General features: G+C 46.3%; 15 protein-coding genes and 1 pseudogene. 11 read left to right on the forward strand and 5 right to left on the reverse strand.

Features of this window, described 5'->3' with window-relative positions; genetic code table 11:
• The first annotated feature begins 14 nt into the window (after positions 1-14).
• The 4 genes from ABIE27_RS10140 (at position 15) to ABIE27_RS10155 (ending at position 4,927) form a co-directional block, all read left to right on the forward strand.
• Positions 15-1,205, forward strand: a complete 1,191-nt coding sequence (locus ABIE27_RS10140; protein ID WP_123066482.1) for a NupC/NupG family nucleoside CNT transporter — start codon at positions 15-17, stop codon at positions 1,203-1,205.
• 37 nt (positions 1,206-1,242) lie between these two features.
• Positions 1,243-2,421, forward strand: coding sequence for a phosphopentomutase (gene deoB, locus ABIE27_RS10145; protein WP_429350482.1), 1,179 nt, complete (start codon positions 1,243-1,245; stop codon positions 2,419-2,421).
• Between the two features lie 284 nt (positions 2,422-2,705).
• The gene (deoD, locus tag ABIE27_RS10150; protein WP_056691414.1) at positions 2,706-3,413 is read left to right on the forward strand and encodes a purine-nucleoside phosphorylase; all 708 of its coding nucleotides are present in this window, start codon (positions 2,706-2,708) and stop codon (positions 3,411-3,413) included.
• A 212-nt stretch (positions 3,414-3,625) separates the two neighbouring features.
• Entirely contained in the window at positions 3,626-4,927 is a 1,302-nt protein-coding gene (locus ABIE27_RS10155; RefSeq protein ID WP_123066480.1) for a pyrimidine-nucleoside phosphorylase, read from the forward strand.
• A gap of 686 nt (positions 4,928-5,613) precedes the next feature.
• Here the strand turns inward: ABIE27_RS10155 and ABIE27_RS10160 are convergent.
• Both ABIE27_RS10160 and ABIE27_RS10165 read right to left on the reverse strand, forming a co-directional pair.
• A complete protein-coding gene (locus ABIE27_RS10160; RefSeq protein WP_429350483.1) occupies positions 5,614-6,612 on the reverse strand; it encodes a TIGR03943 family putative permease subunit in 999 nt (332 codons plus the stop codon).
• A gap of 147 nt (positions 6,613-6,759) precedes the next feature.
• Complete coding sequence (locus ABIE27_RS10165) at positions 6,760-7,839, reverse strand: permease (RefSeq protein WP_429350484.1); 1,080 nt, start codon at positions 7,837-7,839, stop codon at positions 6,760-6,762.
• Positions 7,840-8,145: 306 nt separating this feature from the next.
• Here ABIE27_RS10165 and ABIE27_RS10170 point away from each other — a divergent pair, with 306 nt between their 5' ends.
• The 7 genes from ABIE27_RS10170 to ABIE27_RS10200 all read left to right on the forward strand — a co-directional run bounded on the left by ABIE27_RS10170 (position 8,146) and on the right by ABIE27_RS10200 (position 13,672).
• Entirely contained in the window at positions 8,146-9,357 is a 1,212-nt protein-coding gene (locus tag ABIE27_RS10170) for a GTP-binding protein (RefSeq protein WP_123066478.1), read from the forward strand.
• An 82-nt stretch (positions 9,358-9,439) separates the two neighbouring features.
• Positions 9,440-9,589 carry a 50S ribosomal protein L33 gene (gene rpmG, locus ABIE27_RS10175; RefSeq protein ID WP_036613813.1) on the forward strand — a complete coding sequence of 50 codons (150 nt, stop codon included), beginning with the start codon at positions 9,440-9,442 and terminating at the stop codon, positions 9,587-9,589.
• A 53-nt stretch (positions 9,590-9,642) separates the two neighbouring features.
• Entirely contained in the window at positions 9,643-10,350 is a 708-nt protein-coding gene (locus ABIE27_RS10180; protein ID WP_429350485.1) for a metal ABC transporter ATP-binding protein, read from the forward strand.
• Complete coding sequence (locus tag ABIE27_RS10185; RefSeq protein WP_123066476.1) at positions 10,296-11,171, forward strand: metal ABC transporter permease; 876 nt, start codon at positions 10,296-10,298, stop codon at positions 11,169-11,171. The genes ABIE27_RS10180 and ABIE27_RS10185 overlap by 55 nt, the downstream gene beginning before the upstream one ends.
• Before the next feature lie 23 nt (positions 11,172-11,194).
• Positions 11,195-12,268, forward strand: a complete 1,074-nt coding sequence (locus ABIE27_RS10190) for a metal ABC transporter substrate-binding protein (protein WP_123066528.1) — start codon at positions 11,195-11,197, stop codon at positions 12,266-12,268.
• Between the two features lie 163 nt (positions 12,269-12,431).
• Positions 12,432-12,923: a hypothetical protein gene (locus tag ABIE27_RS10195; protein ID WP_123066475.1), complete on the forward strand. Its 492-nt coding sequence runs from the start codon at positions 12,432-12,434 to the stop codon at positions 12,921-12,923.
• Between the two features lie 41 nt (positions 12,924-12,964).
• On the forward strand, positions 12,965-13,672 hold the full coding sequence (locus ABIE27_RS10200) for a M50 family metallopeptidase (protein WP_429350486.1): 708 nt from the start codon (positions 12,965-12,967) through the stop codon (positions 13,670-13,672).
• A gap of 134 nt (positions 13,673-13,806) precedes the next feature.
• On the opposite strand, the gene ABIE27_RS10205 is transcribed toward ABIE27_RS10200, so the two are convergent.
• The 3 genes and pseudogenes from ABIE27_RS10205 to ABIE27_RS10215 form a co-directional block, all read right to left on the reverse strand.
• The gene (locus tag ABIE27_RS10205) at positions 13,807-14,178 is read right to left on the reverse strand and encodes a DUF4363 family protein (RefSeq protein WP_123066473.1); all 372 of its coding nucleotides are present in this window, start codon (positions 14,176-14,178) and stop codon (positions 13,807-13,809) included.
• A 71-nt stretch (positions 14,179-14,249) separates the two neighbouring features.
• Positions 14,250-14,870, reverse strand: coding sequence for a DUF421 domain-containing protein (locus tag ABIE27_RS10210; protein ID WP_429350487.1), 621 nt, complete (start codon positions 14,868-14,870; stop codon positions 14,250-14,252).
• A 16-nt stretch (positions 14,871-14,886) separates the two neighbouring features.
• Positions 14,887-14,979, reverse strand: a pseudogene (locus tag ABIE27_RS10215) (DUF421 domain-containing protein); the annotation flags it as partial.
• Between the last annotated feature and the right edge of the window lie 152 nt (positions 14,980-15,131).

Consider the following 15,131-nt stretch of genomic DNA (forward strand, 5'->3'; position numbering starts at 1 on the left):
AAAGGAGAGATCACATGAAATACCTTATTGCCATCCTTGGCTTACTCGTTGTTTTTGGACTGGCTTATATCGCCAGTAACGGTAAGAAACAGATTCGATACCGACCGCTTGCGGTAATGATTGTTTTACAGATCGTACTGGCCTATGCTTTGCTGAATACGGGAGTGGGAACATGGCTGATTGGCGGATTTTCCACCGTATTCAAGAACTTGCTTGATTATGCAGCCGAAGGGATCACCTTTGTTTTCGGCGGTCTTATAAACATTGGAGCAGAAGGCGGGAGTGGTCCGTTTTTCCTGACTGTGCTAATGCCGATTGTGGTCATCTCTGCCTTAATTGGTATCCTGCAGTATATCCGAATCTTACCTTTTGTTATAAAATATATTGGTCTGGTACTAAGCAAAATCAACGGAATGGGCAAGCTGGAATCATATAATGCGGTTGCTTCGGCCATTCTGGGGCAATCTGAAGTGTTCATCTCCGTGAAAAAACAAATCGGGCTACTGCCGAAACATCGGCTGTATACCCTCTGTGCATCAGCAATGTCCACGGTATCGATGTCCATTGTCGGCGCCTATATGACAATGATTGAACCGAAATATGTAGTGACAGCGCTTGTGCTTAACCTTTTCGGCGGTTTTATCATTGCTTCCATCGTCAATCCGTATCGGGTTACGGAGGAAGAAGATATATTGGAAGTGCGGGAAGAAGAGAAACAATCGTTCTTCGAAATGCTGGGAGAATACATTCTTGACGGATTCAAAGTAGCAATTGTCGTAGCGGCGATGCTGATCGGTTTTGTCGCCCTGATTGCCTTGATTAACGGAATATTTAGCGCTGTAATCGGTATTTCGTTCCAGGAACTGCTTGGGTATGTGTTTGCACCTTTTGCCTTTGTTATGGGTGTCCCTTGGAAAGAAGCGATTCAGGCAGGCAGTATTATGGCTACCAAAATGGTGTCCAACGAATTTGTGGCGATGCTGAATTTGAGCGAGCAAACGGGATTGTCTGCCAGAACAACAGGAATCGTATCCGTCTTCCTCGTATCCTTCGCCAACTTCTCCTCCATCGGTATTATTGCCGGTGCAGTGAAGGGACTTCATGAGAAACAGGGCAATGTGGTGGCCCGCTTCGGTCTGAAGCTGCTTTACGGTGCATCGCTGGTTAGCGTGCTGTCTGCGATCATCACTGGACTGTTTTTGTAAGTCGGATAATATGGAAGCTGGAAGGAGTGCTTAATTTATGTCAACATTCAAAAGAGTACATCTGATTGTAATGGATTCTGTAGGAATCGGAGAAGCGCCGGATGCAGCAGAATTTGATGACTTTGACGTCGATACGTTGGGTCATATTGCACGTGAGCGTGGTGGTCTGAACATGCCGAATATGGGAAGTCTCGGACTCTCCAACATTGAAGAAATCCAAGGTATCCCTGTGGCGGATAAACCTAAAGCGTATTACACCAAAATGCAGGAAGCTTCCCGAGGCAAAGACACGATGACAGGTCATTGGGAGATCATGGGGTTATACATTGATACACCTTTCCGTGTGTTCGAGAATGGCTTTCCGGATGAGTTAATTCAGCGCATCGAAGAGAAAACGGGTCGTAAGGTCATTGGTAACAAACCAGCCAGCGGCACGGAGATTTTGGATGAACTGGGTGCGGAACATGTGGAAACAGGCGCGCTAATCGTTTACACGTCAGCTGACTCTGTCCTGCAAATTGCAGCGCATGAAGACGTCGTACCTTTGAAAGAACTGTATGAGATCTGTGAATTCTGTCGTGAAATCACGCTTGAAGATCCGTACATGCTTGGTCGCATTATTGCCCGTCCGTTCGTTGGTGAAGCGGGGAACTGGAAGCGTACAGCGAACCGTCATGATTATGCGCTCAAGCCATTTGGACGCACGGTGATGAACGAATTGAAAGATAGCGGTCTGGATGTGATTGCTCTGGGTAAAATCTCTGACATTTATGACGGTGAAGGCGTAACAAAAGCTGTTCGTACGGTGTCCAATATGGATGGGATGGACAAGTTGTCTGAGACGCTGGACGAAGAGTTCACTGGACTCAGTTTCCTGAACCTGGTTGATTTCGATGCATTATACGGTCACCGCCGTGATCCACAAGGTTATGCGCAAGCTCTTGAAGATTATGATGCACGTTTACCTGAGATTTTTGCGAAAATGACAAACGATGATCTGCTGCTGATTACAGCTGACCATGGTAATGATCCAACCTATCGCGGCACAGATCATACGCGTGAATATGTACCACTGCTGGCTTACTCCCCGCGTTTCAGCGAGGGCAAAAAGCTTGAACTGCGTAGCACGTTTGCCGATCTTGGTGCAACCGTGGCTGATAACTTTGGTGTAAAATTACCGGAGTACGGCAAAAGCTTCTTGAATGAGTTGAAGTAAACTGCGTTCAGGTGTGAATTTAATGAACATGCATTTTAAATAGTGTCTTGGACAGAGAAGGCATTTCAGGATGGTTGGGTTGATCCTGTACGTGCCTGCTCTGTCTGGATGCGACGCACTGTGTCATGATGCCGAACTCGAAGTGATTTCTGGGACACTTGAGTGGCATAAGCTACCCTAATATTACTGACATCAACAAAACTTGATATCAAAAAGAATCGAATTTCAGAATTCAAGGACATCTATATCATACTACAGATCATCTATATCGGAGGAGATTACACATGAGTACACATATCGGAGCAAAACCAGGAGATATCGCAGAAACGATCCTTTTGCCAGGAGATCCGCTGCGCGCGAAATACATTGCTGACACGTATCTGGAAGACGTTGTTTGTTACAACGAAGTTCGTGGCATGCTCGGTTTCACAGGTACATATCAAGGTCACCGGATTTCGGTGCAAGGTTCGGGTATGGGGATTCCATCCTTCGCAATCTATGCGAACGAGCTTATTAGCGAATATGGTGTAAAAAACCTGATTCGTGTAGGTACTTGCGGAGGAATGCAGGAGCATGTACGTGTACGTGATGTGATCCTTGCTCAAGCAGCTTGTACTGATTCCAGCATGAACAAACATGTCTTCGGTGGGTACGATTTTTCACCCATTGCGACTTTCTCGTTGTTGAAAGAAGCCTATGACCGTGCCACTGCGAAAGGCATGAAAATCCACGTAGGTAACGTATTTAGCTCCGATTCCTTCTATCGCGATGACCGTTCCGTGACTGAGAAATTGATGAAACACGGCGTGCTTGGCGTGGAGATGGAAACAACAGCACTGTACACCATTGCTGCGAAATTTGGCGTGAACGCTTTGACAATCCTGACCGTAAGTGATCACTTGCTGACGGGCGAAGAAACTTCAGCTGAAGAGCGACAAAAAACATTTAACGACATGATGGTTGTGGCGTTGGATACAGCAATTACACTGTAAGCCTATCGAAACTGGTGTTGAAGCATGGAGTGGAGGAACCGGAATCGATTCTGGAGAAGCGAAGCGCTCGCCTTTGTTTTCACATTTTAACCTTAGTAAAGGTGATTCAAAAAAATGTGAAGACAACAGCGATCGAAAGAACGATCCGGGTCCGGAACGGCCCCGCTCAACACGTGTTCTATACAATCAATTTTACAAAAGGAGAGATTATCATGAGAATGGTAGACATTATTGCTAAAAAACGTGACGGAAAAGAACTGACTACAGAAGAGATCGATTTCGTCGTTCAAGGATATACACAAGGAGAAATCCCGGATTATCAGGTCAGCGCATGGGCGATGGCTGTATTTTTCAAGGATATGACGGATAAGGAACGTGCTGATCTGACAATGTCGATGGTAAACTCTGGCGAAACGATCGATCTTTCTGCCATTGAAGGTGTTAAAGTCGACAAACACTCCACTGGAGGAGTGGGAGACACGACGACACTGGTACTTGCGCCACTTGTTGCCGCACTGGATGTACCTGTTGCGAAGATGTCTGGTCGTGGTCTGGGACACACAGGCGGTACTACGGACAAGCTGGAATCCGTTGCTGGGTTCCACGTTGAGCTGGAAAAAGAAGAGTTTATTCGTCTCGTAAACGAACACAAAGTAGCGGTTATCGGTCAAAGTGGCAACCTGACACCTGCGGACAAAAAGCTGTACGCACTTCGTGACGTAACGGCAACGGTCAACTCGATCCCATTGATCGCCAGCTCCATCATGAGCAAAAAAATCGCAGCAGGTGCTGATGCGATCGTCCTGGACGTAAAAACAGGCGCGGGCGCATTTATGAAAACAACAGAAGATGCTAAAGAGTTGGCACACGCTATGGTTAGCATTGGTAACAATGTAGGACGTAAAACGATGGCGGTTATCTCCGACATGTCCCAACCATTGGGTCTTGCCATCGGTAACGCTCTGGAAGTCAAAGAAGCGATTCTTACACTGCAAGGTAAAGGTCCGAAAGATCTGGAAGAACTGTGCCTGGCACTGGGACGTCAGATGGTGTTCCTCGCAGGTAAAGCTGATTCACTGGAGCAAGCGGAAGAAAAACTCAAAGAAGTGATCCGGAATGGTAAAGCGCTGGAGAAATTTAAACATTTCTTGGCGAACCAAGGCGGCGATGCTTCCGTGGTGGACCACCCAGAGCGCTTGCCGCAAGCACAATATCTAATCGAAGTTCCAGCAGATCGTGACGGGTATGTAGCTGGGATCGTTGCGGATGAGATCGGAACGGCTGCCATGCTGCTTGGTGCAGGTCGTGCAACGAAAGAGTCCGAGATCGATCTGGCGGTTGGTTTGATGCTGAACAAAAAAGTTGGTGATTCAGTGAAAGCCGGTGAATCTCTGGTAACCATTCATGCGAATCGTGAAGATGTCGATGCCGTGATTGCGAAAATCAAGGAAAACATCACCATTGCAGATCATGCCGATGCACCTGTATTGGTTCATGATATCGTAACGGAGTAAAAGGATATGCTGCGTAGATAAGCGGGATAGATAAGCAGGGTAACGATGCACTCATGACTTACCTGCTGATGGCAGTCCGCTAGACTACCACAAAACTGTCGTGAGATCCCTTACTGGCACACAGTTGTAGATACACACTTGTAAACATACAGGCGAACATAATATATGAAAGACGACGGAGCAGGTATTAATCTGCCCGTCTTTTTTTGTTAGGAGACGACGTGCACGTAAACTCGAAACACGGCTGAGTACATAATACGACAATCCTCAGTCCAATGTTCTGGTTCTCTATAAACCGTGAAAGTGCTACTTTGGCGCTCTTCGTTAGTTTAAATTGTCATGATCATCATGATTATCATCAGCTCGGCTACTAACTTGTGTGCAAATGGAGCGTCTAAAACGATCCAATGAGATTAATTTTCTAACGATCACAAGGAACGCTATTTGAGCTATTTCCCGCGTTTAAATATTCTAACGATCACAGGAAACCTTATTTTAGAATTTTGATGTGAAAAAGGGCTTTTTCTTGTGTTTTTAGCAAAATAAGCTCTCTGGTGATCGTTAGAATTTCAAAAGCCTATTTTCACCTAAATAAGCTCGTCTGAGATCGTTAGAAATAGAAGTGTGCTGGCGATCTTTTCGTAAAGTGCTCCACTTCAACTCAATGATGCTCTACTTTCTCTCACTCACTTACTCACGATCTTATCATATGCCTTAACGGAATCGGCATTGGTGTAAATATAAGGAGAAGCTGGCTGATTAATCGGTGTTACGGACGTTGCCTGAATTTCCATCGTATCTTTACCGTCGACTTGCGCCGAGCCAATGGTACCACGGATCTGTACCCAACTATCCTTCTCAAACTTGTTGGCATCCGGAATATGAATCATCACGCCGAAAGGAGCCGCATCTGCCGGGCAACACATCACGAGAAAACGTCCTAATGCAAAATGAGATGTATGCTCCATGTTATCGTCCCTGTAAACAAAGCCGGTCAGCATAATCTCTTTGCCTGTGAATTGGCGCTGAAACATATCGATGGTGCCGAGGGTTTCCGAGAATATCTCTGGATACACCTGGATGACAGGTTGTACGTATAACTTTTCTGCCAACTCCGCGAATTCCCGGCTGTATTCATCCGGCGGTACAAACTGCACACTGGCAGGTAATTCGGATAACTTGTCATTTTGCTGCTTTGTGCCTTGCGTAACGGTATAATCTTGCACGCTCAACTTTGCAGACGCGTCTGGCAGCGGGTCTTTACGCCTTATTTCAGGTGGAGCATACGTCAAAGACATTCCTTTCTGACTAGCCATCGAACTGCCTAAAGCTTGATCTGGTAGTAGAAAACCCAGCAATAGTGGCAAAGCAATCAAACCGTAGACCATGGAGCTGCGAATCACGCCGGAAGGAGGAGCATGCTCACAATCGCATTCGAATTCATTTCGACTCCCAAAAGCATGCCATGCCATAATAACAGCAATAAATAGGAGGGGAACGGCACAACCGAGAAGCAGCTTTTGCATCGTAGGAGCCAAATAATAATGTAGAGAGTTGCTCGATTTGAGGTGCATAACATACACAGCCAGACTGCCAATCCAGCCTGCACGAATGAGCGTATGCCATTGAATAAGTATCCTTTTTGAAAAAAAGTTCTTGTTCATCGCATGATTTGCTTGAGCCATGACCTGCACTCCTTTCTTATATGAATCCTTTCTGGATCATTTCAAAATCATGAGGTACCAGCCGGGAAAATACTTAATAGCATGAATGATTAATGCTGTTAATGAAAAGATCAAGTATTCTTTCAGCTCAAACCAGTTTCCCCTCAATCATCCAAAGAAGTTCACGAGCCATGACCCGGCAAAAACCAGTATGATAATCGCCAGGCTTAAGCCAATGACAAAGCGAGTGCGGAAGGTGGAGAGTAACATCAGCGTGCTTTTGAAATCCAGCATCGGGCCGAGCACAAGGAAGGAAATCAGCGGACCCAAAGCAAAGGTATGTGAGAAGGCTGACGCAACAAAAGCATCTGAGGTAGAACATAAGGATAGAACATAAGCAAAACCCATCATAAATACATACGACGCAATCGGGCCGTTTCCTAGCGCTATCAGATCACTGCGAGTCACGAACGTCTGAATGCAGGCTGTAATCAACGCACCAATCACCAAATATTTGCTCATATCGACGAACTCTTCACCTGCGTGGATGAAAAAGCTGCGCCAGTCCTTCTTATGAGAGTGATGATGATCATAGGAGTCTCCGTGCGAGTGAGCATGATCATCAGAATGTGTATGTGTATGAGAATGAGGTAAGGAAGCCATTTTGAACCCAGGGTGCGTCTTTACTTCGGTTACGACTGCTTTGGGTGTGCGCAGAGGATTACGTTTTACGAACACATATACAAGCCCGCCAACAACAGCCGCTACAGCAAACGCCAGGCCCATACGAGCGATGGTGATCTCTGGATGATTAGGAAATGCCAGTAGAGTTGCTGTAAACACAATTGGATTGACGACAGGTCCACTTAAAATAAACGTCACCGCAATGTAAGCAGGCATGCCTTTATGCATAAGCCGCCGTACAACCGGAATCATTCCGCATTCGCAGATGGGAAAAATAATACCGAGCAGACCCGCCACAAGCACGCCACCAACGGGATGTTTGGGGGTGAGTCTTCGCACCATCTCTTCCGATACGAACCATTGCATCAGGGAGGAAAGGAAAACACCCATCAGCAGGAAAGGGGCGGCTTCCAGAAAAATGCTGACAAATACCGTTTTTATATTTTGCAACGCTTCACTATTCCAGACCTTATTGAGATCCGGGGCAAACGCAATAATAACCGGAACCAGAAAGGCACAGGGAACAAGGAAGGTGAGAAGTTTCAAACTAGCTGCGATTCTCATGAAAAGACCTCCGTTACTAGAACTTTGCTAGAATATATGCTTGTACTTGCCGTAACATACATCGATACACTCAGTTAATAAGTTATTTTACGATTAAAAAGTTCGTCCACAGACATGCAGTTGACAAGCTAAGGTGTGGTAAGGTATAGTTCTCCATATATTTAATCGTAATAATTACGATTAAATATATAATTCATATAATTACTCCATCATAAGTACATCACCCCTTATCCCTTTTTTCCTTCTGAACATCCCGAAAGCTTCGATGGATCACTTAATTAACGATAAGAAGTGGAGGAACCAATAATGTCAGTATCAGAAAAGCAACAACAAACTCACAACCGAGTGCCAGTTACGGTTCTTAGCGGTTATCTTGGAGCTGGTAAGACTACATTGCTAAACCACGTGCTTCATAATCGGGAGGGTATGCGAGTCGCTGTCATTGTAAACGATCTGAGTGAAGTCAATATTGATGCGGGGTTGATTCGGGACGGAGGCGGTTTATCGCGGATTGATGAGAAGCTCGTGGAGATGTCAAACGGATGCATCTGCTGCACACTTCGTGAAGATTTGTTAAAAGAGGTGGAGCGGCTTGCGCTGGATGGGTCGTTCGACTACATATTGATTGAATCCACGGGCATTGGCGAACCGGTTCCTGTGGCTCAGACATTTACGTACATTGATGAGGAACTTGGCATTGATCTGACCCAATTCACTCGTCTAGACACAATGGTAACCGTTGTGGATGCTGCTCAGTTTTGGCGTGACTTCTATTCGAAAGAGACGCTTAAGGATCGCGGACAGGAAGCCGGAGAAGATGACATGCGGGGCATTGTACATTTGCTGACCGACCAGGTTGAATTTTGCGACGTACTGGTGCTGAACAAATGTGATCTGGTATCCGAAGAAGAGCTATCCAAGCTTGAAAAAGCACTGCACGCGATGCAGCCTGAGGCCAAGTTGGTTCGCACGACGCATGGACAGATTGATCCGAGAGAGATTTTAAATACCGGACGGTTTGATTTTGAAAAAGCAAGCCAGTCCGCGGGCTGGATCCGCGAATTAATGAAAGAGGAGCATACGCCTGAGACCGAAGAATACGGTATTCATTCGTTTGTGTATCACCGCAAACGTCCATTCCATCCCGAGCGCCTGCTGCGCTGGATTGCCAAGTGGCCGGACAGTATCGTTCGTTCCAAAGGTTTGATGTGGATGGCTACACGCAACCATATGGCCATTTCATTTAGCCATGCGGGTACTTCCAAACAGCTTGCACCCGCGGGAATATGGGTAGGGGCGATGAGTGAGGAAGAACGGCATCTTCATTTTGGCGACACACTTCCAGCTATTCCGGATTGGGATGAAGAGTGGGAGGACCGGGTAACCAAGCTGGTGTTTATCGGGATCGATATGGATCGTGCAGCCATTGAACGAACATTGGATGAGACATTACTTACAGATGAAGAGATGCAGATGAACTGGCGCGAGTTGAAAGACCCTTTTCCACAGTGGAGCTAAGAGAAGAAGTTGACAAAAGAATAGGCTTAGGCTAGTGTTATTAAATAGTAATTATTACGAATAGATAAAGGGAGGCAACATCATGAGAGTCATTGTAACTTTAGCCTGCACGGAGTGCGGAGATCGCAACTATACAACAACCAAGAACAAGCGTAACCATCCAGAACGTCTGGAAATGAAGAAGTATTCACCTCGTTTGAAGAAGATGACGATTCACCGGGAAACCCGCTAAAAAATTTGAATTTTTTAAATCGTAATATTTACGAAAATAGAAAGAGGTTACCCATGATCTTATCTTCCATGCGTGATGTCGTATTTGGATATGGTAAAGAACCTGTCATTGATCAGCTGTCGCTGGATATTCATGTGGGCGAATTTGTAGGCATCACGGGGCCAAATGGCTCTGCGAAGACAACGATGCTGAAACTGCTGCTGGGGCTCTTGAAGCCCTGGAGCGGTTCGGTACATATGAATACACAACAGCTACGAGGCAAAAAGTTGGAGATCGGTTACGTACCTCAGCAAGTCGCCTCATTTAATAGTGGTTTTCCGAGCACGGTACTCGAACTGGTGCGATCCGGTTGTTACCACAAGTTAGGTCTTTTTCGGAGATTCACTTCGGACCAAGAAGCAATTGTTGAACGAAGCCTGCGTGAGGTCGGCATGTGGGAATACCGCCATGCACGCGTAGGAGAACTTTCGGGCGGCCAGAAGCAGCGAATCTGTATCGCACGAGCTCTGGCTGGACAGCCGCAAGTGCTTGTGCTGGATGAACCCACCACCGGTATGGATCGGCGAAGCAGAGAAGGGTTCTATGACTTGACGCGTCACTACGCAGATGTTCATGGTCTCACCATCATCATGGTAACTCACGGTCTCGAAGAAGTCGGTAACCGGCTCGATCGAACGATCACCTTGGAGCGACAAGAAAGTGAGGAATGGCAGTGTTTGAGTACGAATTCATGCAACGTGCTTTCTGGGCTGGGGGACTAATCGGAATCATTGCACCCATTCTGGGTGTATATCTGATGCTTAGACGGCAGGTACTGATGGCTGATACACTTTCTCACGTTTCACTGGCAGGGGTTGCCCTGGGTTCGGTTATGAACCTGAATCCGGTTCTAAGCGGCTTCGCTGTTGCAATCATTGGTGCTCTGCTGGTTGAACAGCTACGGCGAAGCTATCGGACCTACAGTGAGGTGCCGGTTGCAATCATTATGACATCTGGTCTCGCTTTGGCTGTTGTATTAATGAGTCTGAAAATGAATCTTTCCAAAACCTTCAGTTCTTATCTGTTTGGTTCCATTGTCGCGGTGAGTAACATTCAGCTGTGGATGATGGCAGCGGTATGTTTGATTGGATTGACCTTTTTTTTCGTTTTGCGAAGACCGTTGTACAATTTGACATTTGATGAAGAGACGGCTTCCATTGGAGGCGTACAGGTGAAAGGTTTATCATTTGCCTTTGCGGTACTAACCGGAATGACCGTAGCAGCTGCGATGCCGATTGTCGGTGTACTGCTTGTATCTGCACTTATCGTATTGCCGGCAGCATTAGCTTTGAGGGTTGCACGCAGTTTTGCCGCAGCTATTGTTATTGCTGTCATTACAGGTCTGACGGGTATTTTCAGCGGTCTGACCGCCTCCTACGAGTGGAATACACCGCCGGGAGGAACGATTGCACTCATCCTGTTATTTTTCCTGTTGACTGGAATATCAGCCCAAAAGCTGGTTTCACTATACAATCGTAAACGTCATCGCGATATTAAGCAGCGGACAGCAACATTATATATTCATTCAAAAGGCAACACATAAAGATGAAATGGGGAATTCAGACGATGAAATTGGGTAAAACTTCAGCACTGGGACTTATCTTCAGTTTGGCACTTGTTGCAACAGGCTGCGGTCAAAAAACAACAACCTCTAATCCGGAGCAAGCTGCGGCAGCGAGCACTCCAGCGGCTTCGGAGCAAAAATTAAATGTAGAGGTCAGCTTTTATCCGATGTATGATTTTACGAAAAATGTAGCGGGCGATCTGGCTGATGTACATACGCTTATTCCGCCAGCCATGGAGCCCCATGATTGGGAACCAACGCCTCAGGACATCGCGAGCATTGAAAAAGCAGATGTTCTCGTCTACAACGGGGCAGGCATGGAGTCTTGGATGGATCAGGTCAAAGATAGCCTAAGCAATAGCAAACTTGTACAGGTGGAAGCCAGTCAAGGGATTACGCTCCACGAGGGTGTGGAAGAAGAAGCACATGACCACGATCATGCGGACAAAGCAACAACCACTGAAGAGCATGATCACGGGGATGATGCTAATGCGAAGGAAGGTCACGACCATGACGCTGCAACAGGCGAAGGGCATGACCATGACCACGGTGGACTTGATCCTCACGTGTGGTTGTCACCGGCGCTCGCTATAAAGGAAGTACGTAACATTGAAGCTGGACTTGCCAAAGCGGCCCCTCAGCATGCAGACCAGTTCAAGCAAAACGCCGATGCATATATTGCCAAGCTGGAAGCACTGGATGAGGACTTCAAAGCGGCTGTAAAGGACAGCAAACGTAAGGACTTTATTACACAGCACGCGGCTTTTGCATATATGGCAGAGGAGTATGGTTTGCAGCAGGTTCCGATTGCCGGGTTGTCTCCTGAACAGGAACCATCCGCAGCTCAGATGGCATCTGTCATTGATTTTGCCAAGGAACACAAGGTAAAAACGATCTTTTTCGAAACACTCGTTTCATCCAAAGTATCCGAGACTATTGCACAAGAAATTGGAGCCAAAACAGCCGTGTTAAATCCCATCGAAGGTCTAACCGAGGATGAGGTTAAGGCAGGCAAGGACTACATTAGTGTGATGAGAGAGAATCTGGAAGCGCTGAAGCTGGCATTGAACGAATAGGAAGTTTAATGAGCATTTGATGCTTTTCACCGAAAAAGGTACAATATAACAACATGCTGAGGAATGAACGTGACCTATTCCTTTGCCTTTTGCGAAGCAGAGAGCACAGTGATGTGCTCTCTTTCGTTTGAGACGATCGGATATGCAGACCGGGAGGAACATGATGAACGTACATGAAGAATTTGAGGAACAGGAAGTGCTGCTCAGTGAACAGCCTGTCCATCTGTGGAGAAGACGGAAACAGGAACTGCTGCACTGGACCGAACGGGACAAACGAACCGTGTTACCCAAACGGACGGTGATGTGGAACGGGGTAGAGGTCGATACAGAGCTGGTTCGAACATTGAGCCTGCTCCAGGAAGCGGGGGTACAGACCGAGTTTTCGTGTGCCGGGGTTAGTCCGCTGGATGAACCTGTCGATCATTCACTATATGCGTATGTGACGCTTATCCACAGCAAAGCCGCCGAACAGTTTGTGAACGATGCCATTGTGCGGATGCGAAATCGACTTCTGGTTACTTTTGAGAAAGGGCGGGGGCGATATGATCTATCTTCTTTTTTCATTGGACATAATCGCAGCTTCTGCTGGTGGATGGAGCGGTGCGCGCTTGATTTCAAAAGACGAAACGAAGCAGGGAAGCCTGACGTACTATAATGAATAGGCTCGCTAGTTGAAGGCAAGGAGGTCTGAACAGATTGAACAAATGGCTCAAAACGATCCTTTTTCTAATGGCCTCTGTATTTCTGACCCGATTTATCCCGTTCTCGTCCTTGTTCCGTAATCTGGATACAATGATACATGAATTCGCTCATGCGCTGATGACACTGGTTTTGTCCGGCAAAGTGCTGCGCATTGAATTATACGCGGATCATAGCGGTGTTACGTATTCGTCTATGCTGACATCGGGGAGAGCGATATTTGTTTCGCTGGCAGGATACATTGGTGCATCGCTTTTTGCATGGCTGCTCTTTTACTTGTACCGGAAAGGTAGACATATGTGGGGGCTGGGGTTGATGACGGCTGTGGCACTTGTGTCGCTGTTGTTATATGTCAGAGGTGAATTCGGTATGTTGTGGTTAACCGGTTTTATCGCGTTGAATGTAGTTATTATGATTTTTGGTGTAAAAATCGCCAAGTACTACTACCTGTTGCTGGCCTTTATTACGCTCGAAGAGTCTGTCGTTAGTGCGATGTATATCGGTTGGGCATCCTGGACCCGTCCTTCTCAGGCTGGAGATGCGGCCAATCTGGCGCAACAGACATTCATGCCAGCGCTATTCTGGGGTACGCTGTTTGCACTGTTTGCACTATGGTGTGCAAAGGGAGCACTTGCACTCTTTTTCCGTAAAGAAGGTACGGCTAGTCCCTCGAAGTCGAAATCCCGTGGATTACACAGAGCATAAGAACGCGGCCTAAATAAGGCATGAACGATCAACAAAGAGCACTTCCTTTTTGCGTAGAGGAGGTGCTTTTTAATTTTTTCTGTTAGTCTGCAATGATTTGTACCTCTAATGAGCTACGTTTAGCTTCTTTCCAGTTAGTCTCCGAGGTTATCCCATAACGCATAAAAATAATAAATTTCCTCCATAATCGCTTGATCATCCTTCGCCGCGATACCACCCTTGATGCGTGCAAGTGCGCCCAGAATATCATAGATACTTTCACGCTCCACACTGAATTGAATGCGGTTGACGATCCGATGCCAAGCTTGCATGGCGTACTCCACTTGAGCTTTGGCTTGTGTCCACTGCTGATGCTGAACCTGCTTCTCCAGAAGTTGGATAGATTCCAGTAAGCGATCTTGCGTGCCAAAAGGTTTTTTGAGCCAAGGGCCGCTAATCATGATCGCGATGAACAGCAAAAGCATGATAATAGGTATGGTATAGAGCAGCCATTTATGCTTTTTCATTTCCGAACCTCCTGACAAGTTTGGTCAGATTGTGTTTTTACGAGTTCAGATCAATTCGGATTCATTCAGAATCAGTTACGTTTTTTTTCCTCATCTGTGCTGGTCTTGTCTGATAACCGATCTTTATACAAATCGATATATAACTTGTCATTCGGTAAAATGGCAGCAAATGCGATGTCCTGAATCGTCAGATTTTGCTTTTTCAATTGCTCGGTTAACCAGCGGCTGTCCTTATTCCGTTCCGCCAGTTTTTCTTTCATTAATGCACCGTCGATAATAAGCTCGGTCATGAGTTTCTGAGGTGGTGGATGCATGTGCATATCCTTTGCGGTTACGGGCTGATTCTCCGGTTTCAACGCAATGGACAAAGTACCATCCGGTTCTAAAATGCCATAATCAACCGTGGTCAGGTCGAATACATCCTTTTGCCGCAGCATCATCGTGAGTTCGTTGAACTTCACGCGCATTTGATTCAGATTTTGCTCCAGAATTTTACCATTCTGAATGACCAGCGTGGGATCGGAGTCCGTAATTTGGGAGAAGGCTCGGCTTTTCAGTGTAATGTATTGAAAGATGATGGTGATCAAGGTGAAGATGGTTAACGCTACAAAATGAATCCACGCTTTGGACGACAAAATCTGTGGCAAACGTACCGGCAATGGAGCCAATCGTAATGCCGTTAATATAATCAAAATAGGTCAGGTTGCCCATTTGTTGTTTTCCCAGTACCCTCGTATAGACAATTAAGGTTAGAAAAGCAATAATCGCTCGCACAGCAACGACCGTAGTTTCCTCCATCATATATGCATCACCACCCTTTACACCCACAATCCTTGCCCACAACGATGCAATTTATTCCTTATCACCTGAGGGGCAAAATAAACGTCAAAAAAACCGAAGCCCGTGATTACTTCACGAGGTTCGGTTTGATTGTGTCTGTTTCAGACAATCGA

The sequence above is a fragment of the Paenibacillus sp. 4624 genome (genome assembly GCF_050435065.1).
Taxonomy (GTDB): Bacteria; Bacillota; Bacilli; order Paenibacillales; family Paenibacillaceae; genus Paenibacillus; species Paenibacillus amylolyticus_D.

Bases quoted from the DNA above. Each gene is read 5' to 3' on its own strand.
- ABIE27_RS10140 (WP_123066482.1), top strand. From the start codon at position 15: ATGAAATACCTTATTGCCATCCTTGGCTTACTCGTTGTTTTTGGACTG.
- deoB (WP_429350482.1), top strand. From the start codon at position 1,243: ATGTCAACATTCAAAAGAGTACATCTGATTGTAATGGATTCTGTAGGA.
- deoD (WP_056691414.1), top strand. From the start codon at position 2,706: ATGAGTACACATATCGGAGCAAAACCAGGAGATATCGCAGAAACGATC.
- ABIE27_RS10155 (WP_123066480.1), top strand. From the start codon at position 3,626: ATGAGAATGGTAGACATTATTGCTAAAAAACGTGACGGAAAAGAACTG.
- ABIE27_RS10160 (WP_429350483.1), bottom strand. From the start codon at position 6,612: ATGGCTCAAGCAAATCATGCGATGAACAAGAACTTTTTTTCAAAAAGG.
- ABIE27_RS10165 (WP_429350484.1), bottom strand. From the start codon at position 7,839: ATGAGAATCGCAGCTAGTTTGAAACTTCTCACCTTCCTTGTTCCCTGT.
- ABIE27_RS10170 (WP_123066478.1), top strand. From the start codon at position 8,146: ATGTCAGTATCAGAAAAGCAACAACAAACTCACAACCGAGTGCCAGTT.
- rpmG (WP_036613813.1), top strand. From the start codon at position 9,440: ATGAGAGTCATTGTAACTTTAGCCTGCACGGAGTGCGGAGATCGCAAC.
- ABIE27_RS10180 (WP_429350485.1), top strand. From the start codon at position 9,643: ATGATCTTATCTTCCATGCGTGATGTCGTATTTGGATATGGTAAAGAA.
- ABIE27_RS10185 (WP_123066476.1), top strand. From the start codon at position 10,296: ATGGCAGTGTTTGAGTACGAATTCATGCAACGTGCTTTCTGGGCTGGG.
- ABIE27_RS10190 (WP_123066528.1), top strand. From the start codon at position 11,195: ATGAAATTGGGTAAAACTTCAGCACTGGGACTTATCTTCAGTTTGGCA.
- ABIE27_RS10195 (WP_123066475.1), top strand. From the start codon at position 12,432: ATGAACGTACATGAAGAATTTGAGGAACAGGAAGTGCTGCTCAGTGAA.
- ABIE27_RS10205 (WP_123066473.1), bottom strand. From the start codon at position 14,178: ATGAAAAAGCATAAATGGCTGCTCTATACCATACCTATTATCATGCTT.